The sequence below is a fragment of the Haloferax sp. S2CR25 genome, from assembly GCF_031624535.1.
GTDB classification, from domain to species: domain Archaea; phylum Halobacteriota; class Halobacteria; order Halobacteriales; family Haloferacaceae; genus Haloferax; species Haloferax massiliensis.
On sequence record NZ_JAMQOO010000013.1, the window covers coordinates 1 to 26,354 of the forward strand.

At 55.1% G+C, this 26,354-nt stretch carries 21 protein-coding genes and 1 pseudogene; 4 read left to right on the forward strand and 18 right to left on the reverse strand.

The features are described from left to right. From NDI65_RS19740 to NDI65_RS19820, 17 genes and pseudogenes are all read right to left on the reverse strand, one after another. Window positions 1-163 (reverse strand): annotated as a pseudogene (locus tag NDI65_RS19740) (DNA primase); the annotation flags it as partial. After that, complete coding sequence (locus NDI65_RS19745) at window positions 160-3,999, reverse strand: ATP-binding protein (RefSeq protein WP_310894129.1); 3,840 nt, start codon at window positions 3,997-3,999, stop codon at window positions 160-162. The gene NDI65_RS19745 and the pseudogene NDI65_RS19740, both read right to left, overlap by 4 nt. Then, the gene (locus tag NDI65_RS19750; RefSeq protein ID WP_310894130.1) at window positions 3,992-6,196 is read right to left on the reverse strand and encodes a transferase; all 2,205 of its coding nucleotides are present in this window, start codon (window positions 6,194-6,196) and stop codon (window positions 3,992-3,994) included. Before NDI65_RS19750 ends, NDI65_RS19745 begins: the two co-directional genes overlap by 8 nt. Beyond that, window positions 6,189-7,310, reverse strand: a complete 1,122-nt coding sequence (locus NDI65_RS19755; RefSeq protein ID WP_115819444.1) for a hypothetical protein — start codon at window positions 7,308-7,310, stop codon at window positions 6,189-6,191. The genes NDI65_RS19750 and NDI65_RS19755 overlap by 8 nt, the downstream gene beginning before the upstream one ends. Window positions 7,311-7,312: 2 nt before the next feature. Beyond that, complete coding sequence (locus NDI65_RS19760) at window positions 7,313-8,374, reverse strand: hypothetical protein (RefSeq protein ID WP_115819443.1); 1,062 nt, start codon at window positions 8,372-8,374, stop codon at window positions 7,313-7,315. Beyond that, window positions 8,367-9,239 carry a hypothetical protein gene (locus NDI65_RS19765; protein ID WP_310894131.1) on the reverse strand — a complete coding sequence of 291 codons (873 nt, stop codon included), beginning with the start codon at window positions 9,237-9,239 and terminating at the stop codon, window positions 8,367-8,369. The genes NDI65_RS19760 and NDI65_RS19765 overlap by 8 nt, the downstream gene beginning before the upstream one ends. Beyond that, complete coding sequence (locus NDI65_RS19770; RefSeq protein ID WP_115819441.1) at window positions 9,236-10,972, reverse strand: hypothetical protein; 1,737 nt, start codon at window positions 10,970-10,972, stop codon at window positions 9,236-9,238. The genes NDI65_RS19765 and NDI65_RS19770 overlap by 4 nt, the downstream gene beginning before the upstream one ends. A gap of 29 nt (window positions 10,973-11,001) precedes the next feature. After that, complete coding sequence (locus NDI65_RS19775; RefSeq protein WP_115819440.1) at window positions 11,002-11,415, reverse strand: hypothetical protein; 414 nt, start codon at window positions 11,413-11,415, stop codon at window positions 11,002-11,004. Between the two features lie 4 nt (window positions 11,416-11,419). Continuing rightward, window positions 11,420-11,668 (reverse strand): hypothetical protein, encoded by a 249-nt coding sequence (locus tag NDI65_RS19780; RefSeq protein ID WP_004967632.1) that lies wholly within the window; start codon window positions 11,666-11,668, stop codon window positions 11,420-11,422. Between the two features lie 466 nt (window positions 11,669-12,134). Further along, window positions 12,135-12,662: a hypothetical protein gene (locus NDI65_RS19785; protein ID WP_042662858.1), complete on the reverse strand. Its 528-nt coding sequence runs from the start codon at window positions 12,660-12,662 to the stop codon at window positions 12,135-12,137. Continuing rightward, window positions 12,659-13,195 carry a helix-turn-helix domain-containing protein gene (locus tag NDI65_RS19790; protein ID WP_310894132.1) on the reverse strand — a complete coding sequence of 179 codons (537 nt, stop codon included), beginning with the start codon at window positions 13,193-13,195 and terminating at the stop codon, window positions 12,659-12,661. The genes NDI65_RS19785 and NDI65_RS19790 overlap by 4 nt, the downstream gene beginning before the upstream one ends. Before the next feature lie 165 nt (window positions 13,196-13,360). Beyond that, window positions 13,361-13,735, reverse strand: coding sequence for a helix-turn-helix domain-containing protein (locus NDI65_RS19795; RefSeq protein ID WP_310894133.1), 375 nt, complete (start codon window positions 13,733-13,735; stop codon window positions 13,361-13,363). 362 nt (window positions 13,736-14,097) lie between these two features. Next, window positions 14,098-15,345, reverse strand: a complete 1,248-nt coding sequence (locus NDI65_RS19800; RefSeq protein WP_004968215.1) for an orc1/cdc6 family replication initiation protein — start codon at window positions 15,343-15,345, stop codon at window positions 14,098-14,100. A gap of 1,031 nt (window positions 15,346-16,376) precedes the next feature. Further along, entirely contained in the window at window positions 16,377-16,898 is a 522-nt protein-coding gene (locus tag NDI65_RS19805; RefSeq protein WP_310894134.1) for a hypothetical protein, read from the reverse strand. Next, on the reverse strand, window positions 16,898-17,779 hold the full coding sequence (locus tag NDI65_RS19810) for a ParA family protein (RefSeq protein ID WP_049922180.1): 882 nt from the start codon (window positions 17,777-17,779) through the stop codon (window positions 16,898-16,900). Before NDI65_RS19810 ends, NDI65_RS19805 begins: the two co-directional genes overlap by 1 nt. 754 nt (window positions 17,780-18,533) lie before the next feature. Beyond that, on the reverse strand, window positions 18,534-19,019 hold the full coding sequence (locus tag NDI65_RS19815; RefSeq protein WP_310894135.1) for a hypothetical protein: 486 nt from the start codon (window positions 19,017-19,019) through the stop codon (window positions 18,534-18,536). 5 nt (window positions 19,020-19,024) lie between these two features. Next, window positions 19,025-19,570: a hypothetical protein gene (locus NDI65_RS19820; protein ID WP_310894136.1), complete on the reverse strand. Its 546-nt coding sequence runs from the start codon at window positions 19,568-19,570 to the stop codon at window positions 19,025-19,027. A gap of 246 nt (window positions 19,571-19,816) precedes the next feature. On the opposite strand from NDI65_RS19820, the gene NDI65_RS19825 reads away from it, so the two are divergent. Further along, window positions 19,817-20,140, forward strand: a complete 324-nt coding sequence (locus tag NDI65_RS19825) for a hypothetical protein (RefSeq protein ID WP_275880870.1) — start codon at window positions 19,817-19,819, stop codon at window positions 20,138-20,140. A gap of 691 nt (window positions 20,141-20,831) precedes the next feature. On the opposite strand, the gene NDI65_RS19830 is transcribed toward NDI65_RS19825, so the two are convergent. Then, window positions 20,832-21,758 (reverse strand): helix-turn-helix domain-containing protein, encoded by a 927-nt coding sequence (locus NDI65_RS19830; RefSeq protein ID WP_310894137.1) that lies wholly within the window; start codon window positions 21,756-21,758, stop codon window positions 20,832-20,834. Between the two features lie 429 nt (window positions 21,759-22,187). On the opposite strand from NDI65_RS19830, the gene NDI65_RS19835 reads away from it, so the two are divergent. From NDI65_RS19835 to NDI65_RS19845, 3 genes are all read left to right on the forward strand, one after another. Continuing rightward, window positions 22,188-23,204, forward strand: coding sequence for a hypothetical protein (locus NDI65_RS19835; RefSeq protein ID WP_310894138.1), 1,017 nt, complete (start codon window positions 22,188-22,190; stop codon window positions 23,202-23,204). A gap of 80 nt (window positions 23,205-23,284) precedes the next feature. Continuing rightward, entirely contained in the window at window positions 23,285-24,193 is a 909-nt protein-coding gene (locus tag NDI65_RS19840) for an ADP-ribosylglycohydrolase family protein (RefSeq protein ID WP_310894139.1), read from the forward strand. A gap of 736 nt (window positions 24,194-24,929) precedes the next feature. Next, window positions 24,930-26,348 (forward strand): HNH endonuclease, encoded by a 1,419-nt coding sequence (locus NDI65_RS19845; RefSeq protein ID WP_310894140.1) that lies wholly within the window; start codon window positions 24,930-24,932, stop codon window positions 26,346-26,348. The last annotated feature ends 6 nt before the right edge of the window (window positions 26,349-26,354 follow it).

Genomic DNA, 26,354 nt, shown 5'->3' on the forward strand with positions numbered 1-26,354 from the left:
CTGGGACTCCGTCTTTCCGTACCGGGTGGGACTCCTGAAACGCGAGTGCGTACTGTTTCGGCCCCTTCGCGGTGATAAACGACGGGAGTTCGTCGACGTACGAGGGGAACTCCTCCGTGTAGTACCTATAGATCTCTTCGCGGGTTGCGTGACGCCAACTCATGGATTCAACTCCTGATCGAGTTTGTTGAAGCTCCGAATCGTCGTCATCCCTTCTGCATTTAGCGATTCAACGGCTTCTCGAATATCCGAGAACCGACGCGCGGCGCGCCCACCTACGCTATGCTCTATCCGGTCGGCTTCTGCAAGACAGTCCAACACCTCGACGGCTGTCTCGCGCCTATTGAACGCCCAGACAGCGTTCGCATCCACCGCACTCTGCTTGTCATAGTCGTCAACCGGAGCGTGTTTGTTGTTACTCTGGAGTTCGGCTTCACCAACCCACACGAGTTCCCCGTCAGCGTCGAAGCCGGCGACGTCGAACACCGTCTCCTCATCGTATTCGTAGTACGGCTTGACCTGTGCGACGTCGTCGCGGGAGTCTAACCACCGTTCGAGCAGCTTCACACCGACCTTGTGCGGTGTCTTCTCACCGATGTCCCCCTGACCAGGACCGACCTTAAGCTTCTGACCGAGGAGTTCACGCCCTGCCGGGAGGACAGTATAGTATTTCCGACTACAGGCTCGCCCTTCTTCCAGCAGGTTTTGCTCGGCAAGTCGTTGTACGTCCAGATTCCCAAAGTCGCTCTTGAACGCACTCATATGATTCAGGAGCGTGTGATTTGGTGCATCTCTGTTCATCACGTCCAAGACGCGAGCCAAGAACCGAACATCATCATGAGTGAGCCCACGGCGCTGGAGCTCGTCATCCGGGACGGGTACACCACCAGACTGGACTGGTGACGACCCACTTTCGTCGACAGCAGCCTTCTCTTCTTCATCGGCTGGTTTGTCCGACTCAGCCATTCCGGCATTCGCAAACAGGGAGGTGGTGGTGTCAGCGCCGTTCTCTTTCTTCTCTTCGTCGCTTGCTGAACCACTGGTTGCTTGTCCGATGAACGACGACTGCGGCGAGTCCACCGAGTTAGCCGAATCAGCTGGTGCCGGCTGTTTATCGTTTGGTCTACTCCCCCAGCCCTCATCTTCGGCTGTCTCCGGTTCGATGGGAGTCTCAGCAAGCCCATACTGAGCCTGTGTTCGCTCCGACAGTCGTGGGAGGGCCACAGTCTCGAAATGGTCCGCCTGTTCGACAGATAACGGCTCGTCGCTCTCTGGATGACCGGCCGCTATCGGGAGCGGCTTCACCGAAAACGGGGCTGGGCCGGTCTCCCCGAATGACGGACTCGAGAGTTGGGCGATCCACTCCCCGCTCGGGAGCGTGTTAATCCGGTTTCGGAGATCAGTCGGACTCAGATCTTCGTGGGCCAGCGACTCTGCGAGGTCACGCTCGATGGAGATGTTCCCGATGAGTTTCGTCTTGATGTTATTGAGAACCTCGTCGTAGGCGCGTTCGTTCCGATTTCGAACCTGCCCGGGGAACTGCATTACCAGTCCCATGCTCAGACCGAACGACCGTCCCTGTGGAAGCAACTGCTCGGAGACAAGTTTCGTTGCTGCAACAGGAGCGGCCTCTTCGATGATGAGATTAGTAAGGTTCTCGTAGTCCGTATTCCCGTCACGTCGACGCACCTGCACTGCGTCCCAGAGGTTACTCAACAGGAGGAGTGTGATTGCTCGCTGTGCCTCCGGACGGAGGTCCCCCAAGTCGAACAGGATCGTGACGTCTTCGTCGAGGAACTCGCGGAAGTCGAATCGGTTGTCGACGTACTCTCCGGTCTCGTCCTGCTCCGGAACGTGGCTGAAGATCCGTCGCAGGTGTGCGTCCTCTCTGAGCTTATCAAGACGGTTCCCGACGGCGTCCATCGACACTTGGAACTGGTGATCATCCTTCGCGAAGTGCCGCGTGAGCGACTCCTCGACGCTCCGATTGTCCGCCGAAACCGGTGGCACAGTTCGCTCCCGCTGCATCTCGAGGGCGGCCGCAAAGAGGTCATCCAACCCGAAGACGTCGCTGCCGTACTCCTCGTCGAACAGCGCCTTGATGAGGTAGCTGAGAATCTCGTTTGCGACGAACGCTTGTCCGTACTGCTCGCGGCCCATGATCATCCGCATGATATCGTGGAAGTGGTCGACCTTGTCCTGAATCGCGTCCGCCCGATTCCGTCCAGCGTCGAGTGCCGGCCGAATATCGAAAAAGGAAAACGCGGGAATCGTCTCGGGGACGCGGAACTGGTAGACATCGCCCAGCCCGTTGAAGCGCTCGTAATGACTCCGAAGATAGTTGACGCACATCCCGTCGCCCTTCGGGTCAACGATGACGACGGGACCACCAGTCGTCTCACGGAGCGACAGCGCATCGTTGATGATTGCTTTCGACTTCCCACTTCCAGTTGAGGCGAACCGACCGTAGTGTGTCGTCAGGAGCTTCGGCGGAATCCGAATCGGACGCTGTTGCGGCGAGCCGTTTTCATCGAGTGCATACCCGATGGCCATCCCTTCCCGGAACTGCTGGACTAAGTCGGGATTGGGCCACGGAAGCGGATCACGACTCTGCTGTTCAGCACGCGTCCCTCTCGTCCCTTCGACCGTCAGTTGGTCCGACGACGGCACCAAGATGAAGTTCGCAAGCTCAGCGCCACAGAGAACCAACTCCGGCCGGGTCTTACCACGTCCAGTCGTTACCTCTCGCGAGAGGAGTCGCTGGAGCGCTGCTCGCGCGTTTTGTTCTTTCTTCGATTGTCGGAAGCCACGATCTCGAAGTCGCGTCGCTTCGATCTCGTAGAACGGGCCGTCGAGTGGGTCAAAGACCGGTGCGAGTGACGACAGGCGGTCATCAAGGACATCGCGACCAGCATCACTCGTTGGTACGCCAATCGCCCGGATATTCGTCGTGTACGAGCGCTTGGGATTGACCGCATCAATCGCGTCAAGCCGCTTGACGACGATGTCACTCAACTCGTCACGGGTTCGACGTTCGTACTCTAGTTCGGGGTCAAGTAGGTCGCCAAGGATCTTCTGCGACAGCGTATCCCGTCCATCATTCAAGTCCTCTTTGCGGAGTTCCGCATCCGCTTGCCAGCTCTCCCGGCGCTGAAACACGACTTGGAACGCGAGCGGTTCGCGTGCATCGTTCAGATGGTCGATCAGCGACGCAAGCACAGCACCCGGTTCGTCGACCGCCGGCAGCGTGCTCTCGTCGGGCGTCGCCGTCAGCGGTGTCAACGACGACATCCAGTCTTGCTTTCGAACTGCCGACCCACACCACCGCACGCCCCGTGGTGAGACGGCGTCGACTGCGGGGCGGGCGAGAATCGTCCCGTCTGCGGCTACTGTCGGCTTCTCGACGGACGTGGGCGGAACCTCGTCAGCGAGGGAGTCAGTCGTTTCAAGTTCGACAACTGTCTCTCCAATCGACACCAGTCCGTCCGCCGTTCTGCTGACTACCTCATCGTCAGCGTCCGTCGGTGAACCCTCAGACTCGTGTACAGTACTTTCGCCGTCTTCCGGCGTCACGTCCGCGTCGCCATCTGCAGTCGAGTACTGCTCGTCGTCGGTGAACTCGTACTGCAGGTCACCCTGCTGGTACCGCTCAACGAACTCCTCGTGAGACAATGCGACCGGGTGAATCAACTTCGACGCGACGTCCACCTCGACACGCTCGATGTCGAACGTCTTCGGATAGATCGACCGAAGCCGCTCTTCGAGTGTTCCGAGATAGTCGTCAGCACCATAGTAGAACTCAACCGGCGCGTCTTGTCCGGTACTGAGTGCGAGGAACTCGAAGCACGGTGGGGTCGCGGATGTAAACGGGTTGAGTTTCGACCACAGCCCCGAACTGTCAGGGATCAGTTTGTGGAGACTCTCGAGCGTCTGCGGGATACCACGAGCCGTGAGTTCCTCCGAGGTCGGCGTCACGCGAAGATACTCACGCTCAGGCATCGTCGGTACCTCCAAGCTGGTCGGTGTCAGTTGCTGTTGAATCAGTCTGCATGTCTTGTAACTCTCCGTTTGCTTGCTGCGCTAACTCCGTCCGAAAGGTCTCAATCTCGGGTGAGACCGCCGTCTCACCAGCCCCGGGGAGCGACGCCCGCCGTTGCTCGGTCGGGTCGAAGTCGATGACTTCCTTCTCTTTGGGCATCGCTTCGACTCTGATACCACGCCACTCGCCGTCGACGCCGACAAGTGCCTCGGAGAAACCAGCGTCTTCGTTCCCGGGAACCGCGTCCTGTACGTACCGCATCTGGGCGTGATTCAGGCCGAACTCGTCGGCCCATTCTTTGTCCATCCCATCCAAGCGATGGAACTGCTTGACGGCACACTGGTCGAGGATGGCTTCGGACTCGGCGTGTTCGAAGAACTCGTCGACGGTCTGGGTAACGAGGCGAATCGAGAGGTCGTGGTGGCGATGGTGTCGGAACACCGTTTCGAGGAACGCCAGACTCGCGGCGTCCTGCATGATGTACCGCGCTTCATCGATGACGAACACGACCTCTTTGTCCGTCTCTTTCGCCCGCTCGTAGACGAGCGAGATGAGCAACTGCATCGTCAGCGCCGTACTGCTGTCGACGCTGCCTTCTTGCTGGGCGAGGTCGAGATAGATGACTTTCTCGTCACGGATGTCGAACTCCGATTCCTTCCCGAGGTTCGCGTAGCGGCCCGCTTCTTCAAAGGGCCGCAGTTGATCGATCAACCACGTTGCATCGTCGCTGATTTTCTCGGCTTCCGCATCCGACCGAACCACGAACGACTCGGGGTCGCCGACCATCTCTTCGAAGACATCCAGCATCTCTCGAATCGTCGGGCTAGGGTTACCGTGGGTCGTGATATCATCGGTAATGCCATGACGCTCGTAGGCGTGTCTGAGACCGAGTTCGAGTGTCGTTCGCCGGTCGCCGAGTGAGATGCCACGGAGAGCGAAGAAGTTCGTCAGGAAGCTCATCGCGTCGTCGAGTTTCTCGTTGAACGGGCTCGCGTCTTCACCCATCGCCCGTTGGACGTGTTCGGGCGTCTGGCGGATTTCGAGCGGGTTCAACCCGAGTGTCCCACCAACGGTAATGCGCTTGGTATCGAGTGCTTCGGAGACGCCCGCCCAGTTGTTGAGCGGTTCGAGAATGATCCCGATGCGGTCCTTGCTCTGTTCGATCGACCGAATGAAGTTCTCCTTCGCACCGAACGATTTTCCGGAGCCTGTGTCGCCGACAGTGAACATCGCATAGCCGTTATCGCGGGCAAACGGGTCGATGACGACCGGACTCTGGTTGTCCTTGTGGATCCCGAACTCGACGCCTCCTTCTTCGAGAATCGTCGCGTTATGTGGCGACGCCAGAAGCGACCCAACAGCACCCCCGAGGGCAATCGACTCCCTACCAAAGACGTTGTCGCCAATTGGCGCGGCGGACTGGAGCGCGAGGTCCTGCCGGCAGATAGCCGTCTTCGGCGTGAGATTCGCCGGTTCGTCACGGAGCGCGCTTTTGACTGCTCTGACAGCATCTCGGAGGTCGTCCGTGTCGTCGGCGCGGACGGTGGCGAATAGCCCTTGGTCGAACACACTCGCACCGCTCTCGACGGCCTTGTACGTCGCCGCTGCCTCGTTCGCCCGCTCTTGGAGGTACTCACTCCGGACGCTCTGTTCTAAATCGGCGTCGACCTGCAGGTCGTCCGCAATATCCTGCAGTTCGTTTCGCGCGCGCTGTTGGTTCTTCGGCGTGATGTGCGCCGTCAGGTCAAACTCGACGTCGGTCAACTCGAAGAGGTCACTCAAGTAGCCGTCATTCGGGTAGTCGGCGTAATCAGCGATGTACAGCGTCGTCGTCCATTGCTCACCGACACGGGCAGCTCGTGTCTCCCATTCGATTGCCGCCGGTGCTGTCGCCGTCTTGTGTGACTCCGAGATGTCGTCGAGGAGTTGACCTTCCGCGTCACCCGCTTCGAGGGTTTCCTCGTCGAGGACATCCGAAAAGTCGACTTCCGGCTCGTCGTCGGTACGATATCGTTGCCAGAGGGCTGTCCCGCCGACGCCGAGCACCACGATAGTCCCCAGATAGAATGCTGCACCTTCGGGGGATGTCGGCTGTTGAGCCCACCGGCTGAGCTGCGTGAGAATATCACGACTCGCCTGCAACGGGAGGTTACGCATCGAACGCCTCCTTCCGGCGTGAGCGACCGAGAATCGGCTGTTCACGAATTACGTCGGCTTCGGTCTCGAAATCGTGTTCCTCGCCGTTCCAGAAGTCCATGTTCAGGACGAACAATTCGACCGTGCTGAGTCGGTGGGCAGACCAGCCGGAGGCCTGCTGGATGAACTCGGAACGGACGTCTGCGATCCGGTCGTCCAGCTTCTCGAACATCTGGGCGCGGCGTTCGACGTCAGAGAGGTCCTCTCGTCGTGTGACGAACGGGTTGAACAGGATGCCAATCACGGGGAACTGCGTCAGCTTTTCAGCCGGCGTTCCCTCGTCACGGTATCGGTCGTAGACTTCGAGTGGCGAGACTTCCACGCCGATGTAGTACCGAACTTGCTGAATACCGCGGTCACGCATTTCTTTGGGCCGCGTCTCCCGATACTCCTCGAGGAGTTCCCGGAAGATCGGGTTCTGTGTGACGTCTTCGTCGGTGAGTCGCTCCTCGATCGTCTCGGTGATCTGTTCGACCGGGAATGACCGGGTTGTTGCGTGGAATTTGAGCTTCGAGTCGAGTTCTTTGTTGGCGAACTCGGTGCCTGCGTCCTGGAGTTGGGCCCAGTCGTCGGCCATCGCGAAGTCCATGTTCCCCGGGTCGATTTCGATGAACGCCTCCATCGCGCCGTCAGTCCGCTGAATCGCGCCGGCGCCAGGCCACGCTCGCTCGATATTCGTGAGGTCTTGGGTTCGCTCGTCGGGAGTAAACGGCGTGTAGTTCGCGAGCCCGCCCTCGTTGCGCACGGTCTCGTTCGTTTGGCCGTCAGGGTGCTCCGGCGCGCTCAGCGTAACCCGGGGCCGTTTGGCGTAGCGATAGACGTCTTTCGTCCACGTCCACGCGTTCAGATGGTCGGGAGTGACGTAGACGATGGCTGCGCCCATCCCGAGGCCGCTTGCGATAAGCGGGACGGCGAGTGATTCAATGCCCGTGAGGCCGGCGAGGAGCAACCCACAGATGGGGAGAGCGATAAGGATGCCGACGTCACCCTCTTCGATGTTGAGGTAGGGGATGCGACTCGCTTCGCCGAACTGGTCCATGATGCGCCGAGCGGCTGTGTCTTGATCTGTCGACATGGTTAGCGGGTTCGGGGTTCGTTTTCGGTCCGCCGGTACGACGGCAGTCCGTCGCTGTCATCAGTCGAGTTACGCTGTGCGGCTGCTCGCTGGGCGAGGGCTTGGCCGGCGGCGGCTTTCGGCCCCCAGCGGGCGGCCGTCGTCGCGACGCCAGCACCGCCGACATACGCGCCGGCTGCGACGCCGCCGACGAGGGCTGCGCCTCGCGTTGCACCACCAATCACCTTCGCGGTGAGGGGCGTCGCGTACGTGAACGTCTTCCAGGTGAGATAGAGCGCGATTAGTGGAAGTGACGTTGCTACAAGATACCTCAAGAATGGACTACTTGGAGCAAGAGCATTCTGTGAGAACAGTAGGTCGTACCCTTTGAATACGACTGCTGCAGGGAGAGGGAGAACTGCAAGAGGGACAAACCGTTTGCTGAACCCAACTGCGATATCAGAGATGACCGGGAGGTTACCGTAACCGAGGGCGAACGCAATCGGCATCCCATACACGTAGACATAGATGAGAACTTCACGGATGTAATAGAACGCCTCAAGAGACCACATTGACAGTCCGCCAGCAACGCCGAATAAAAAGGCGAGAACGGGGTTAGTTAGCGACACCTCTAGAAGTTCGAACATCGTGTCTCCAAGTGAACTCAGACTCGGCATCAAGGCGATCGTGAAACCATCAACGAGGTAGAGGGACAGAATACTAACCCAGTACCAAGATACGATGAGGAGCGCACCAACCCACGCAGTTTTCTTAGTGCGTCTTGCCTCGTACGCACTCCCGATATTGAAAATTCGGAGCGCATGACGCCCCTGAACACACATTACCAACAACAACAGCGAGATCAGCATAATCTCACCGCCAACTAAAGCGTCTTGTATCGCAGGCCACGGCCCATTAGACGCTGTTCCAAACACAATCGGCCCATCAGTACGTGGAGTCGGAGTTCCAAACATACCCTCCGTGAGAGACTGATATCCAGTTCTCAGACCCCGCATGAACAGGCCAGTCAACCAGCTAAGCGCCTCTTTGAATCCCTCAAGTACAACGTCAATTAGATCAACCATCGTGCTCTCCGATGGAGATACTGCAACCCTCAGTACTAGTCGAGTCTGTATACTGAACGTTGTAGGTCTTAGACACCTCAGAAGCAGCTACACGTGTTTTGAGGATGAGGTTGAACTCACCACTCTGCTCCCCGTCTTGACACGAGATATCTGAACCGGGAACAAAAGCAAACGGAGACCGGAAGCTGTAAATCGTGAGTTGCTTCCCGGCTGGAATAACAACTTCAGCTACTTCAGAGTCAGACTCGGGGTCATAGATCCCACTAACATCGTCATGGTTGGCGTAGTTCGTCCCCTCTTCATCGGAGGGATACGGAACGTCTCCGATGAAGAGTAATTTCGTGACTGCGTTTGGCCCCGTTCCACGGTTCTCAACAGTCACAAACGCCTCATCAGTAACTTCGTCACCCGAAGAGTTCCACATCTTCTCTGGCTGATTTCTCCCAATCCCCATCTCGACGATGCTGAGGTCCGGTTGAATCGAAAGTGAACCCTCAGCAACGGTCTCCTCACCATCCAACGCGACGACACGGTACTCACCGGGCTCGTAGGCAGTCCCGATTTCGAACGAAACCTGTCGTGCGCCGGCGGCAAGCCCACGTTTCCCGAACAGTTCCCCATTCGGCTGAATGAGGTTCACCTGTTCGACGGGTGCGTCAGCATCAACCTCAACGACGACGGCTTGCCCCTCAACAGCGATGCGTGAGAGGGGACCAGCACGTTCGGTCGTCGCCGATGTCTGGTCGGGCGTCGTTGTACCCGAGCGACGATTACCATCAAGGCAGCCGGCAACGCTGGCGAGGGCGGCCCCGCCGAGTGTTCGAAGGACGGTACGTCTATCAATCGGTGAATCGGTCGGTATCATTGGTTTCGGTAGTAGCTATCTGTCGGTCCAAACATACGGAGGAGTCGGCGACCGGCGTAGAACGTCACGACGAACGGGATTGCCTGCCAGCCGACTTCGAACACGAATGCAACCCAACCCTCGAGAGTCCCGAGTGGGTGCCAGCGAACGGAGGCCGTATCACCCACATATGCTGGGTCGTGGCCAAGCCACGTGCCGGGGTGGTAGCGAGCGGTGTAGATCCCCGGCTCGTCCAGCGTGACGATCGCGACGCCACTCCCGTTGGTCTCAACGCGCTGGTCACCAACGGTGATGTAGCCGCTGTGTGACGACCCGCCAATCGGGTACTGTCGGTCACTCCCATTCGACGCGATCGGCGCACCCGTCTGATTATCGCGCAACTCGACTCGGAGCGTCGCGTTCGACGTCGTCTGCGAAACGAGCTCAACAGAGAGGTTACTCTCTCGAAGCTGTCGCGCCGACCCGACTTGGGGGTCGACAACCGTGGCATTCACCCCGCGAACGATCCCGCCTACCCGAAGCGCCTCCCGGTCGACAGTCTCTGCGCGGACGGCCAACCCGTAGGTCGGGGTGTACGACTCGTTGACGACCTCGATAGTCACGTTCTCGCCGATCGTCTCACGGGGTGACGCCCGGTCAGCCCCCCACGTGTCGATGATATCCGGCCCATCGCGAACCGGCTCTGCTCGCGGGCCAATCTGTGAGGGATACGCGTGAACTCGGACGGGAATCGCATCCGACTGTGCCGTGGTTGTCGTTGACCCGGTCGATGTGACGAGGGTGTCCCAGTTCGTGTTGCGAGCGGTGTAGAACCGCCACACACCACGGACCCGAGAGTTCTCATCGTCGGTGAGCGTATAGCCCTGCCACGGCCGGGACTGGAAAATCGCGACGCCAGTATCCCCGTTCGGGTACTGCGCGTAGTAGGGGTACGCCGCGAGGTCGTAAATCTCGGTATCGAGTGTATCCGAGACGGTTCGTGTCTCCGTCCGGTAGTTGACTGTCGTCTTAGATTCGCCACCAACCGTTGTCTCGACTGTCTTCTTGAGGCGAACAGAGATGGTCGCTTCGAGCGTGAGGTTCGCACCCCACGAGTGAGTGGTGTGATACTGTAATTCTGGCGTGTGAGTGCCGCTCGCAGTTGCGACTGGAATGCCGTCGATTTTCAGACGGATGTCCTCAATCTCATGGGAGACGAGTGCCCAGTCGGTAGTCCGGTTGCCCGTTTCGTTCCTGGTTGGAACGCGAACGCGGTAATCGACGAGTCCACGAACCGTCCCGTTGGGAGCGATATAGAGCGGTGTCTCACCTGCATCGAGATGGCCGCGCGTCGATGGCGTGACCGCGAAGATCGTCGCGTGCGCATCATCGATGAACGTCCCATCTTCGAGTGATGCGTGGGGCGGATACGTCGACGTGTCGGGCCCGCCGGCGTCGAGATCCGCGAAGTCGTTGCGCGTCCACGTCGCGGCTGTTGCCGGCGGGCGCGTGAACGTGATGTCAGTCCCGTTGGCGAGTTGGTGGAGTGCCGTTCGGTCGTCGCCGTACTGCTGCTGGTAGGCCTGTTGACTGACGTAGCGGTCGCTATCACGAGACCAGAGCGTCGCCGCCTCGCTTTCCGTGAGGCCGTTTGTCTCAGTCCCTGGTCTCGGGGGCTGTGCCGTGGCGAGGCCGATAATGGAACTCGACACGAGCAACGCGGCTACCAGTACGGAGGGCACTCGATGCTCCATGGGAGGGTAAAGGTGGATTGGTGGGGCGCTTACCAGGGGGCGAGGTTCACGCAGTCGCCGAGTGGGAGGCCCATAATCGACGCCACGACGGTGTAAAGCGGGCCAAGCACCGCCAAGATGAGGGCGGATTTGAGTGCCGCGCGCTTGTGGACTTTGAGTCGCTTTTTCTGTTCGGGGCTGGCGGTGAAGATCTCAGCGAGGGAGTCGGCCTGCCAGATGACTGCTAACCCAATGAAGCCGAGCGTCGTCGTGATCTGGAAGAAGCCCTCGACCATCCCCGGCAATTTCTCAGCGCTGCAGACCACGCTGTCTTGTGCGGCAACTGGCTGGACAGCAGCGATCGTGAACAGGACGCTCCCGATCGCGACGTGTCGGAGGATGGATTGGGAGGGCCGTCGCTGGTCGGTGGAGCGAGCGTCAGTAGGGGAGTGTGAGTCAGACATGAGGTCACTCGGTGTGGTCGTACACGAGCGCTTGGAGGTCGGCGTAGCGACTCGTCATGGTTGCAATCTCATCGAGCGAGTAGCCCAACTCACGCGCTTCGGAGAGTTGTGCGCGGAGTTCGTGCGGCTCAACGTCGCGAAGTTGCATCTCGTCGCGGAGGGCTTGCCGATAGAGGGCCGATGCGTTGAGATGGTCGTTCCATCTGAGGAACAACTCATCGATGTCTTCGACGGTGACTGAGCGGGAGATCATGGGTTCGGTATCGTTCCACACCGATTGTCTTGCGGTGCGTACATGTCAACCAGATTTCCGTAATATTATATATTTACTGGCCGACACGAAGTGTGGTAGCATGCCAAATCAGATGTAAGGTTCACAAAAGAAATCTCGAAGGCAGATAGATTTGTATCGTATTCTGCTTGAGTCCTTGATTCCTACCTGACTGCCAGGCGTACTCTGGGAAGACGCACGCGTTGAGATCCTCGAAGTGAGTTCTCGGTAAACATCGTCGGACACGATTGCCGTCTAGTCATCATCAGTATGGTCACCAGCGGCCCACTCGGAGAACCGCCAGCCAATGAGAGGGTTGCGTCAATAGTTCCTGTCGTCACCACCGCGACGTCATCCCCTGTTCTAGGGTAATGCTCAAAGCTTCGGCGAGAGTTATTTTGGAACGGAAGGATGATCGTCGTTCATCGGTCCTCACCTCGTTGCTGTGTTATCGAAATTCATTGGCCGTGATCGTCTCGAGATACTCAACGCTGACATATCGGAATTCGATACGGTCACTGAAGCCATGTTGAGGAAGGAGTGTTTCGGCCGCCCGACCCGCCGGTTTGTCGGTCGTCAAGAGAACGACGTGATCCGCCTGCTCTGTATCGAGTACCTGAGCAGCAAGCCCCACGAGTGCCGTGTCCGCTTTCTCGGTGATATCTTCGTCACGGCCAGTCTCGTTAGCGATAAACCGGCGGGCTTCGTCCATCACCGTCGAGACAAGCGGGTTGGTGTAGTCAAGTTCGTCGGCAACCACGATCCAGCCCTCCTCGAATCCATCGGGATAGGGAATATTTCCCGAGGGATACGCGTCCGCTGCCGGATCGCCACCGAGTTCTTCGTAGACGCGTTGGGGGACACGCAATGAGACACCAGCCTGTTGGAGTGCTCGACGGAGCCGTTGAAACTTGTCCTTGTCTGGCCCACCACACCGAACGAAGACACCGGTATCAGCGATATACACCGTCTTCATGCACCGGAATCGGCGTACTCAGTGGCAACTGGTTCCAGCGCCTGGAGAATGATCTCGGCTTCAAGCGGTGAAAGGTCAAGTTCCCGGGCCGCAATCCGATGGTTGACCGTCCCGTCGACGTACTCGGAAGCGTACTCGAGGGCGACAGCAAGGCCGTCGAGACCATGTCGCTCGATGTAGATGTCGATGTCCTCGTCCTGGTCGCGGCGGGCAACAGCGGCGATAAGTGCTGGTGTGATCGTTTGGGTTTCACCGTCTGTCGAGAGCGTAAGTGCGATCGACTCGGCATCGTATTCGTACGGACGCTGCTCACAGACTTTCTCTACTAACCCAGCTGTTTCGAGGTTCTGCATATAGTCGTAGGCAGTTCCCTGTGGAATATCGAGTTTGCCGACCAACTCGGACACGGTGACCGGTCCGTGTTGTAAGATATGGGCATACAGCCGAGCAAGTGTGGGTGTGTCGAGGAGGTCGGCCACCGTCTGAAGCTGCTGAATTGGTGGGCGGCCTGACCGGGGAGGTGATTGCGCCATCTCAATTACGAATTATCCATAATTCGTGATAAGACTTCCGGCGAAGGGCCAAAGCTCGAAACTAACTTGCCACTCACCGAAGGCCAGTCGCTCGCTGCGGCACCACCCCATTCTTGTTCTACAGAGAAAACAAGGCGAGTGCCTCGGGCTTGGCCCCGAGATGGTTCACTCCGCACCCGAGTCTGCATCTTCATACTCATCGAGGTCTGGGAGATTTGCATCCCAGTCCGGATTCTCGTCGTAGTAGTCGCCCTCAAACTGCTCGCTCACGGCAGCCAAGCCAATCAAGCTCGCAGTATGTGCATCGTAGGCGCCGGGATTGATCGCCCAATACTCGCCCTTGTGACGCACAAACCCCTGATTATGGAGTCTGCTGAGCGTCGTCCCAACACTTCCTCGTGGGATGTCGAGCGCCTCAGCAATCTCACCTGCTCGATAGCCTGTTTCTGGAGTCGCTGCGAGGAAGCGAAGAATGGTCCGCCCATTCGTATTCGGTCCTGGAAGATCCGATGGCTGGTAATTTTCGAAATCAACGGGCATATGTAACAGTATGTAACGGGGAGTAATAGACTTGGAGGAGTAGTTGTTCCAGAGTACTCTTTGGACGCTGGAAGGTCTCGATTGACGCGTTCTCCAATAGAAGTGTGATGAATCTGAGGTCGTTGGGAGGATACTAGTTTTTACTGGCAATAGTGGTGTGTCTGACCGAGTATTTAAAGAGTGGCGAGTTGATTCAGCAAGGAGATTGTTGATAGACAAAGACGACTCAGTATCCGCATTTTACGGCGGTACAAGGTGTTGTGGCTCCGCGCCAACTGATGAGTTTCCTACTGAAGCCACCGAGTGGCAGTGTCAGCAGGAACATCGGAGTGAATCTGGCCCCAGCAAAAAATGCCGCACCGTCAGTTGGACCGAAGCTCGAGTGAATCAGGGATGTACGGTTCGATACTGCGAAGGACTCCTACTACTTTCAGGGTTTCTTCTATCGATTCGAGAATGTTAGAGATGTCAGTCTTCAAGTCCCACTTCCGGTATTTTCCACCTTTCCGGCCAAGGTTCTTTTCGGTCACCGAAAGCAAGCCAAGCATTTTGAGCTCGTCAAGATGGTCAGATACCCAGCGAGAAGTATGGGGGTCGATATCACCAGCTTCACAGATTCGCTCATACTGTGGGTAGATCACACGTGTACGCGCAGGCATCTTGCCGTTTGCAGCCAACACACAGAGAGCATAGAGTATGTAGTGGTCGTGTTCGTGTAATCCCTGAATCCCACGCCTGACCTTCTTCGATTTCAGCCGGCTTTGTGCTCGGTTGACGTCGTCTTCGGTGACTAAGCTGCGTTTGTTTTCGCGAGCAACGTCGCCTGCCTCTAGTAGTAAGTCAAGAGCCTTACGAGCGTCACCTGCTTCTTTGGCGCCGTATGCAGCACAGAGTGGAATTACTCCTTCATCGAGTCCGTCGTCTTTGAACGCGATATCGGCACGCTGTTGGAGGACATCTTGGAGTTCAGTCGCGTCGTATGTTGGAAAGTGAAGTTGGCGTTCACACAGTGAGCTTTTGACCTTTGGTGAGAGGTCATCTGTGAATGTCAAGTCGTTTGAGATACCGATGATTCCGATCTTCGTATCGGAGACGTTCCCATTAGCATGGGCACGAGACAACTGGTACAGAATACTGTCTTCACCGGATTTGATGTGATCAACCTCGTCCAGAACGATGAGGACAGTTCCAGCTCTCGATTCCAGTTCTTCCCACAGCATCGCATATGCTTCAGACTTCGAGTAACCGGATTCAGAGATTTGTTGGGAGGCCGAGCGCATCTGGTTGACGAGTGCAATACACAGACGATAGCTCGTCTCCAGTCCGTCGCAGTTCAAAAATACCGTCCGCAGGACAAGGTCATCGTACTGTTCGGAATCTGCTTCGAGCTGCTTGAGGAAGTATTTAGTTGAGGCAGTCTTGCCGACCCCGGTCTTACCGTAGAGGAAGATGTTCTTTGGAGTCTCCCCCCAAATAACCGGCTCAAGCGCCGAGTGGTACTCTTCGAGTTCGTCATCGCGACCGACGAGAGAATTTGGAGTATACTCGTCGGTGAGTGCCCCTCTGTTGACGTAGGGGGTGTTCCCACGCTTGAACTCAAATTGACCCATTGGTGAGGGTTGTGTTGCCAAATGATATAAACCCCCCGGACCGCCTGTTCATCTGTTTCGTTTGTACACACCGTATTTCATTTGTTTCCCGAGCTGTTGTCCATATTGTCCACGGTCGACGAGACTAGTTCCCCAGCTTTTGCCCGGAGACAACTCCCAAGATATACTAGCGAAGTCCAAAAGTCGATTAGCTTGTGGAACTCTCGCTGTTTCCTTTAGAGAAATCAGGCATATCTCACCGGGTTGAAGCATCAATAATTTATCTATTGCAGAATTTCACGACGAGAGTGCTAGAACCACCTGTTCATCTGTTTCTTTTGTAGACACCACATTTCATTTGATTCGCTTGTTCAACTACACACTGATGTTGTAACAGACACCGCTGTTCATCTGTTTCTTCTGAAACATAGTCGAGGTCACGCTCTTACACCAAATATTCGCCAAAGCGATCATTACAGAGTCACCGCCCAATTCTCTTTTTCATCGATGTAGATTAGCGAACTACCGTGACGTCAGCTCGGCAAGGAAGCCTCGAATCTATGTCAGACACCACCTCTTCATCTGTTCGTTTGTTCTTCAGAGATTCCGACACACACACACCACATTTCATCTGTTCTTCCACGTGAACCCGAGGTCAGCAAGTGGCAAAACATGATTCATCGTGTTTGTACCACCAAAACCGAATCAACACTAGACTAGAACTAGAACCATTGAATGATTTTTACCACAAATCACTGCCTTCGCATTATTATATATTTACTGGTAGAAGATAATTATACCGTCTATTCTAAGTTCGCCTAGGTAGTTTATCAAGCCGTCAAACGCGTGTTAATGACGTTTAATCAATTCACCCAGAGTTATGAAACTGAGTGAAATATCCTTGTTTTATATACTAACTATAGTCGTCACTCCATCACCACTCTACTCTCGACTCAAAGAACAGATGAACGACGGTGTATGTGTCCGGACTCCGTGAGTGACCAACTTCGCTTCATCGTGGAGTGTCAACGGGTTGTGGAATAATTCTCGTCCTATGTCTCGCGAAGTTGGACCACCTTGTCGGCAATTGCGTCAGGATGTTCCATTACGAACTGAAGGATTGCTTCGTGTATCTCACGCTTCTCGTCATTCCGGATACCGTACTCTCTGAGCGCTTGTTTCACGTCGAATTGAATGAAGTCCTCAAACTCGTCGTGGGTGGTTCGCCGTGGGTATATCTGAGCTTGTACCGACTCAGAGAAGGGGAAACCGGGATTACTGTCTTCGAGCGCTCTAGAAGTATTTGGCCTTACTTCTTGATTGGATTCCTGTTCTGGTCCATCGATGCCTGACTGCTTACTCACCTCTGATTCACGTTCGAGGCTTTCATCTTCCTTTTTGGAATCAACGTCTGACTCTATGTCTTCATCTTTGACCGTCACCTCGTCCCGTACCTCTCCAGAGGTGTCCGTAGTTTCAGACTTGGCTGTATCGGACTCCTGCTCTTCGTCATCGTCTTCGACTTCCGCAAGTTCCTCATCCAACCCTGCAAAGCGGTCGGTGTAGTCCCCCATTAGCGACGCACCTCTCCGTGTTCAATGATGCTTGCGAGTTCTTCGAACGACGAGAGGATCGAATCTTCTGGTGCGTAGTCTCGAAGCGGTTTGTGATCTCCAATTGCACGGGAAAGTGACTCAGAGTGGCGAATACCTGGCTTTGGGAGTGAGCCATCCCATTCTCCGGAATCAATCTTTTCCAGGTCAGCTGGAGAGATATACGCGAAGTTTGGGACCTTCGCAGCGAGATGTTCACGCGTCACCAACGACTCGATCAGCTCTCGGTCAAGAGTTTGTTGATCGATACGACGTTGGAGGTCTGTCGGTACAATTGCAAGCAAGTCCAGCGAAATGAACTCTCGAAGTGGCTTGATTAGACGCTCGACCGTTCGCTCGAACCCTCCGAGTGATTCAGGGCCTGGGCGGAGTGGCACAAGAATCGACTCGGTTGCGACGAGTGCGTTGTCCGTGAGGTGGCCCGTACTCCCGGGCGTGTCGATGATGATGTAATCGTAGGTGTCGCCCAAGAGCGGCTCAACAAGGAACTGTCGCATCCTGACTGTTCCGTGGTTCACCGACCCGAGACGATCTTGGACGTCTTCGAGGTCTGCTGTTGATGGGAAGAGGTCAAACCCAAACTCAGTCGAAACGATTGCGTCATCTGGCTCTGCATCCCGATCTATGATGATCTCTCCGAGATCTGCGTGCTCATCGTCTAGATAGACTTCGCGGAAGTCAAGGCCAACTGTGAGGTGACCATTCGGGTCGAGGTCGACAAGCAGAACATCGTGACCTCGCTCAGCTAACTCGCGGGCAGTGTTAAGCGAAATCGTTGTTTTCCCGACGCCACCCTTGAGCGTGTTCAGTGCGACAGCGTTTGGTTGGGGTTCCTGTGACATTGGAGTTCACCTGAGTCACCTAAGGTAGCTGAGGTACCTGTGGTTGTGCGGATAGACTCACGCATATCATATAATATTTCCTGACTTAACTACCTCACCTAAGCCACCTAAGGTACCTAAGGCAGGTAAGGTAGGTACCATTGTACAGCTTGATTCATCTATGTTATCTATTGGTCCTAGCTCAACTACCTCACCTAATGGGCCTGTGCCACCTTAGGCACCTGAGGTACCTAATGTGAATGTGGAAACTAAGCTAACTAAGGCTGTTCTCGATTATGGATGGTATCCAGAAATGTCTCTGTCCTACCATTTCTACCTTAGGTGACTTAGCTGCCTTAGGTACCTAACTTGCTCCTAACCTTCTGCTCGGAATATGCGAGCAGACTCCGTTGCGCTTGAAGGCAAAATAGCCTATCTCGAAATAGCCAACTCTGAAATTGGTTATCCTGGTCCGATATCAACAACCAGTGCCGACCACAGGTCCGGAGATTGGGACTTTGGGGGGCGCGCGAACTGGCCAAACATCTTTGCTGTGACACCATGTAACTACTACTGGAGACAATCTGTGTCACATGCGTCTCCACAATCCCCCATGACGAGTGATTCGACGGCGCTTGGCCGATGCCCTGACTGCGGCGAAGAGATCGAAGCCTATCAGTCGATTATTGAGTTCGAGGATGGCGATGGGACAACTGGCGTGTTCGCAGAGTGCTATTCATGCGATGAAGTTGTCCGCCCAGAGTGACAAACTGCGCTACGTGTCCACGAGGTAGTCTGCGCCGTATTCCTTCTCGAATTCGTATTCTGACGGGAAAACCGGATCTGTTGTCGCCCAAATATCGTTAATTCGTTTCTCGATCGTCTGAAGAACGACCCGAAGCACGCCATTCGGATCATCTGGGTAGACTGCATCGACCGCACTCTCTTCTCGCGGCTGGGGTGGTACGTGGTAGTGGTCGCGTGTGTTGTGTGTATTCGGGTGGCGGTCCCATCGACACGACCAGCGCTCACCAGCCCATTCCTCAAAATACTGGATATTGAACTCACCATTCAGTCGAAGACGGATTTCGAGAGTAGCAGTATCCACGACGTCGGGATAGTAACTCGACTGAAGAGTGGCAACAACACGGTCTTCCTTTCCAGACGGGAAGTACTGGACGGTCTCGGTTACCGAGAGATCTGCGAGTCGACCACCGAGAATTCGCATCCGTTCTTCGTTGAGGTCATCTGTGCGTCCCATCGAGGTTAGGGAAACGAGGAGGCAGGACTTCCACTGACATTTGATTCGAGACGGAATTTGGCTTCTCGGAGTTCACGAAGGCGGCGAGTGACTGTTCGCCATTCACTCAACCTGTCGTACGCCTCATCGAGATCGTCGTACGTCGTCTCGGAAAGGACAACTGCCTCAGGCGAGGATTCCTCAAAGTAACTCGAGAGTTCCTGTTCTCGGGCTCGGTACTCGTCGATTGCTTCCTCAGCCGCTTCTGGTGTATTGAGCTCCCGGGTCAGTTCCGTGACACGACGGAACTCAAAGTAGGCCTCATTGCGAACGAAGAGAGCAGGATTGTCTGCGACTTTTTCGAGCACTCCGACGTCAACGAACCACTCGAGATGAGGACGTGCGCCTTCTTTTGTACAGTCAGCACGTTCTGCGACATCTGCAACAGTGGTCGGCGACGTGAGCGTCGTTACTGCTTCATACACACGATCTTTGACCGTCCGGCTCTCGACTGCTTTGTCCCACTCACCGGCCAGATTCATGTCCGGCGGAGACGGCGTATCCTCAGTCATTGTCCTAGAGACGGATTACGCTCATATTAGTTTGTGGGTGCTAAGATATGTTTGCAATTACGATAACACCTTCTAGGGTATGATACTTTGTACGATAATCCTGGTTTGGCGCTTTGACCCGTGGATGGTGAGCTGAAAAGAGGCTGTGTGGGTTTGTTCTGAGTCTTGGATACGATTCGCGGCACTGACTTAACCAACAAAATTTTTGATTAGCGACTTGTGTTGGTTAACACGAGGCAGCAGCCGATGTCCTACGAACCACCAACGCCGCCGCCGAACCTCCCCACGGAAGTCGTCAACGCTCTCAATGGATCATCGCCGAACCGTCTTCGGGACGTTGGCCGCTATGCCGAAGAGCTGGCCGAACACAAGGAGCGCGAGGCTCGTCTTGAGGACGAGTCACCGGAAGGCGAGCTCGAAGAACGGTCGGACGACCTTCCAGACGATGTCCCTACGAAGGCGACGATCACTGTCAAAGAGATCAACGACAACCGATACTACTACTGGCAGTGGCGAGAGGGAGACAAAATCAAGTCGAAATATAAAGGGCCAGTCAATTCGGGCAGGTGAATGAGAGACACGCGCAAGTACGGTTCAGCACCCGTGTGAAAGATGAAAAATTGAGGAAGAGAAGGCTGGTGATGAAGGGCTCTCGCGTAGGGATAGCATTTTTCGGCTCTGTTGAAATCCTATTATTCTACCACTTTTTTGCAGGAATAGCTGTTAGGTAGGTGTGTAAGTGGATTAGCTCAGACGTCGAATCCGTTTCGCCTGAGTGCCTCTGCCAGTTCCCCGTCAGGGTCGGCCGCAAACTCAACCAACGATGACTCAGGCCTTGTTGTCGTATATAACTCAGAGTCAATATTGTCTGGGATTTCGTTCGTGTGGCTCTTATCTACAACTGCAACTGATATTTTTGGTCTCGTGTCCGCGTCTTTTGGCTCACTCATTAACTGATTGTACGAGGAAACGATGTTTGGATTTTACCATTCGGGTATCAAATTTTCTCTTGGAGGACGAGTGAGCCGTCCTCACCGTATCTGACGACTCCGATCTGGTGGAGCCACTCAATATCGGACGTAGCTGTCTCCTCACCAAGCTTCGATTCAACCGCCCGTTCGGGAACTCCTTCGTACAGGTCGTCATCGTATTCGGTTTCCGCAAGTAGTCGAATACACTGAGCGACCCGTTCACGGTCTACGGTTCGCGAGTTCGTGAAACTGTTCTCGGATCGCCGTGTATTCCAACGTCGACTCGCGGGTCATATCTCTACCTCGTAGTCACGAGCGAGCGATTCCATTTCAGACCAGGGTGGGGTTTGGGCTGAGGACTGTTCGCCTTCTGTTCGTAGGTACGTCAAGAGAGGTGAGATGATGTCTTCGACTCCGTAGGATGTTGCGACTTTGTGAACGTCTTCGTGAGATGTGTTGGTTGCGGTAATGAGAAGTATAGCGTACTTTCGGTGGCGAGCGTCGTTCTCGATGAGGAGTGGGTGACAGACCAAATCGGCCGGTGAGAGTGACTCTCGGCTTTCTGAGTAGAAGTAATAGTTCCCCGAGCGCGTGAAAAACTGCAGACCGTATTCGCTGAATGCATCGAGTCCTGTTAGCAGGTACTGACTGTCGTCAACACCCTCGTCTGTTCGCACAATGAACTCGTCATAAGATTCCCACAGAAGTGTTCCACTCCCGATGTCGCTCTGGACTTGCATACGGTGGTGTTGGTGCCGGAGCTCCACGGCGAACTTGTGAAGTCCTGAGAACTGTTCGGTGAGGTGGTATCTCGTTCCTTGCTTAACAGCTATTGCCCGGTTTGTAAGCGTCTTGAGCGTCCGATAGACAGTTGCCCGTGACACCTCGGTTCGTTGGGCAAGCTCGGCTGCCGACACTGGTTCATCGGCGGGGAGATAATAGAGGACGCGAAGCATCGACGACGTCAGCAATTCCGGGAAGTCAACGTGGGAGTTGGTTGCCGTGAGGTCTTGGTACACCTCGAGGCACTTCGCAGACGTTGGGTGTATTATCGTCTCGTTTCCCACCCGATCGCGGGTGACCAAACCCAATTTTTCGAGATGTACCACAGCGTTCGTGATGGTCCCCGGCTCATATCCGAGCTCAGTAGCAAGTGCTCGGCGCTTTTTAGGGGAATCAAGTGTCGCCATGATTCGCAACTCATTCTCTTCTAGCATGGTGTCTCAAATTAGATGTACTTGTAATAAAGCACTACATCAGATATGAGACTTTTGGTGATGGTTGTTGAGAGATTCGATTGTTCTCTGCCGTAGAGAGTACACTGTATTCAAGGACAAAATATGGCTCTGAAATTGCGTCCGACAAAGAAATTGAGCGTGTCCAGATACCCTCGATTAGATGGAAAAGTGCTAGCACAACGGAATTGTTGTAACAGCCGGGACTTGGATATCTGCCCGTACGAGAGGTTGTTTCAGGACTGATCGCGCTGTTTGAATTCTAAGGGACAGGGCTTGTCGAACGAAATCTAAGAGAACGGCCTAGTTGGTCGCATTTCTCAGAAAACATACATAAGTATCGGTTAAGATGGTCACTATACTGCAGTCACCCCATTATGTTATTACTTTGACTGACTCTCGTCTAAACTGATGAGAGTATTTGAAGTGCCTTTGCACCTCCTGTACGAGAGGACCAATGGTTCTCAGACTCTGACGCCGGATGATTTGGCACTTGCACACCATATACTGACACCGCTATCTAAAGACCAATTATTGAGTGAGATTGATGTTGATAACCCATTTGAGGTTATCAGAGACAATCCCGCTGAACAGCCACAATTCTACTTGGCCCAACTATGTGGCTACAGTGAAAATGAGCACCCTTCGGTAGACACCCCATCGGCAGATCTACCACTCAATTGTGATGTTGCGTTTACTCAGGCTGTAGACGGACGGTTGGGACAAGCGCGTGAATTGCTAGAATACCTGATTCAGCGAGACGCAGAGGCAGATTCTCTCGACACTGCACTAATTGAGCGATACGAACAAAGACAACGCGAGTTCTCGTCTGAAGAACGTGACATCACAGTCCGTGCAGCCTCTGGGACTACTGCTGAGGAGGACGCATTGGCTGGGAGGTTGCTTAGATGGTTAGAGACGCAGGAGAACGACTTTGTATTCGCTCAACAGGAGGCACCAGTTGGAATACAGCGATCCGCGGCGACTTTAGATAGGGAGATTAGCACTGATCGAACCGTTTCGGAAGTACTCAAGCCAAGCGGACGCAGAAACCTTCCGAGGGGTTTCTGGACGGAAGCAGAAATCACACAGAATTTCGGCTCTGGGACTTCCTCTGGAGTCGCTCGGGTCGACCTTGTTATCGCTGGGCCAAAAACAGTCTATGTAACCGAATTAAAAACCAAGAGTCAACCTATTCGGTCTGTTTCTGATGTCTACCAGTATCTCGGCCAATCCCTATTTTACTCGGACTGCTTTACTGAGGACTATCCGTCAATCGCAACTGAACAAAGAGTAATCCCTGTATTAGCCGCTGGGAGTATTAGAATCGAAGACGAGATGATGAAGCCAAGCTTCCAGAAGCACGGTGTTGCGCTGTTAGATGTCTCCAAAGAGAAGTGGGTCGTACATCCCCACGACGTTGTGTGAACATCAATTTTGAAGCAGGGATTTTGCCAGTGACGTCATCTGTGCGAAAATATTTCTGATTTGTCACCGGAGCCTTCCACATGGATTCTAATCGGGCCGGTGGCGTGTTGGTGGGGTTCGCGTGTGGGGACGCACTGGGTCGGCCAGTCGAGTTCACGTCTGCAGAAGCGATTGCTGCTGAGCACGGACGCCTGACCGACATGGTTGGGTACGGGACCTGGAATCAACCAGCCGGGACAATTACTGATGACACCGAGCAGGCCCTGTGTATCGCACGAAGTCTTGCAGATAATGACGAGTTCTCTCCAGGGGATATCGCTGACCGATTTGTAGCGTGGTACGACAGCGAACCATTCGACATTGGACGGATGACACTCCGGGCACTAAGCCGACTCAAACACGGTGCAGCATGGGACGAGGCTGGGCAGGCAGTCTGGGAGTCGAGTCCGGAAGGGCAGAACGCCGGGAACGGCAGTGTGATGCGATGTCCACCACTGGCGATTCCGTATGCGAATAACTGGGACACTCTCGTCGATGTGAGCCGACAATCTTCCCAAATCACACACGCTGATCCTCGATGTACGTGGGGGTGTGCCGTGTTGAATCTCACAATCGCTGGTCTTCTTGAGGACGCTGACACACCGCTTCGTGACGCACTTGACTTCGTTGGTAGTGATGCCCCTGTGGCGCTTACTGATGCGCTCGAACCGATTGCTTGTGGAGAGTCTCCGGACGCATTGAAAACCTCTGGATACGTCGTGGCCTCGCTGCAGACTGCACTTCACGACGCACTTGGTGCAGCGACGCTTGAGGGTGCGATTGTAACTGCGGTCAACCGCGGTGGTGATGCAGACACAATCGGTGCTATCGCTGGGGCAGTCGCTGGTGCTCGATTTGGTCAGTCACAGCTACCTCGCCGTTGGACGGACGCCGTTGATGAAACAGCAGGACTCACAGCTCTCGCAAATCAGTTGCTCAGCCACGACTGAGAGAAGTCACACTCAGAATAGGGCTGCAGAAGTCCAGTTAGAGTACAGCGCGAGCAGGTTACACTAATTCACTTTGATCGGCCTCGCGACCGACGCCATCGCCGAGTCGCAGGGCAGTAGAAACCCAGAACGGGATTGAAACCGCTGTGGTCGAGCGAAGCGAGGCCGCATTATCTTGTCCAGTAGGGTATCCACCACGGTTGGTTCGAAATCACCGCTGACCACACCGTCGGTTTCTATATCACCTGGTTCTGTTGAAACCCTGTTTACGTCTGGCAATTTACTGAGAGGCTATTTCGCTAACCGGATCGACGAAATCCGGTGGGAAGAGGAGCCTTTCTCAATATCAACTCTGAAGGATTTCAACAGAGCGACTTTGGTGAATCGCCGGACAGCGACGGCTTTGCCTGTAAGGTGTGGTGTGAATACCCCAGATGAGTGCCGATTGGGGCCGCTATGAGCGTAACTACCGTTGAGACCAACTCCGGAGAGGACTTCATCGTAATCTTCCCGTTTCAAAGTTCTCCACTCCGGTTGCCTTCTAGCGATTCACCCGAGCCGAATGAAGAGGTCCGACCATTGGCATCATGGTAGTTAATCGGATATCGTAGGCCACACACATTCTGTACTTCGAGGTGCCTCATCGAGGATTTCAACTGAGCCAAAGATATCTAACGCGGGTCACATCACGGTGACGTGACACAACAGAAAAGTATCACCTGAACAACGCTCGTGTATGCAGGTTCCTCCCCCAGAGCTCCACAGGGGCGACCACTTTTCCCAAGAGGAAATTGAGGGCGTATTCGATACAGGATTCGGCTACCAAATCACTGGGATCAACCCTCGCACGGATGATAGCGGGCAAAAGTACGTCCTCCTCTTTGCAAAGGAAGACGGCCCGTACGACGACTCAGTACAGAGTGGCGAATTCACCTACATTGGAGAGGGATTGCGAGGTGATCAGTCAGAAAAATCGCCCGGGAACTCGAACCTGCTCCGAGCGGTCTCCGAACGTATGCCGATATTCTTCTTCTACAAGGGTGTCGACGACGGAAAGTGGCGGTACCAAGGTCAAGTTGAAGTCAACGACTCCGACTATGTCGAACGCGATGGACGAATGGTATACGAGTTCTCGATAGTCTATGTCGACAAACGGACCATCGACTCCGAACCCGGCCTCTATTTGATCCCTATCAGCGACGACTGGAAAACTCAGTTTGACCGGACGGTATCTACCCCTGTCGATATCACTCAGTACGACGATCTCCCACTAGCACTCGCTGAGGCGGGAAACCTTCGGGTTTGGGGGACGACAACGACCGAATCTGCAAAGAAACAGAACGCACTTGACCAACTGCAGTCGGGTGACTATCTTCTCTTCTACCACGCTGGTGAGTTTGTCGCTGGTGGACGGGTCGGCCGGATCATAACCGGAACCAATGCAGGTGAGGCGCTCTGGGGAGAGCCTGAAAGCCAGTACGTGTTCACGGTCACACGGTATACAGAGGACGTCCAACCAATTAGCAAGGTATGGAGCGCACTAGGCTACGAGGGCCGAGAAGTCGTGCAGGGATTCACACGTGTCGCTGACGAGCGCGTGAGCTCACTGCGTACTGGGAGACAGAGTCTGGGGGATGTAATTTTCGTCGACAGCACAGAAGACCTACCCTGGCCAGAGGAAATCGAACATGAACGGAAGGCGATAGCCGACCAAGTCAATCGTGCGCCCCAGTTGCTGGAAGACGCAGAGTACACTGAGAACCGGCGGATTGCCAGAGGTCAGGCCTTCGCTGACGCCGTGAAGGACGCATATGACGAGCAGTGTGCAGTGTGTGGAGCAAATCGACTGTCGCCGGCAGGGAACCCTGAGGTCGAAGCTGCGCACATCTATCCCCGCAGTGAGGGTGGGAAAGACGACATTCGAAACGGGGTTGCATTCTGTAAGCTTCACCACTGGGGCTTTGACACCGGTTGGTTCACAATCACCGATGACCACGACGTCGTGGTTCTAGATAAGCCTGACCTGGACGGCTATGAAGAGTTCATAGAGCTGGATGGTGAGTCACTGAATCTTCCTGATGACGAGGATATACACCCTGCCCAGATTTATCTCCAAGCGAGTCGGGAGTATCACGGTTTCAGTGTAGACGAGTGATGGTGA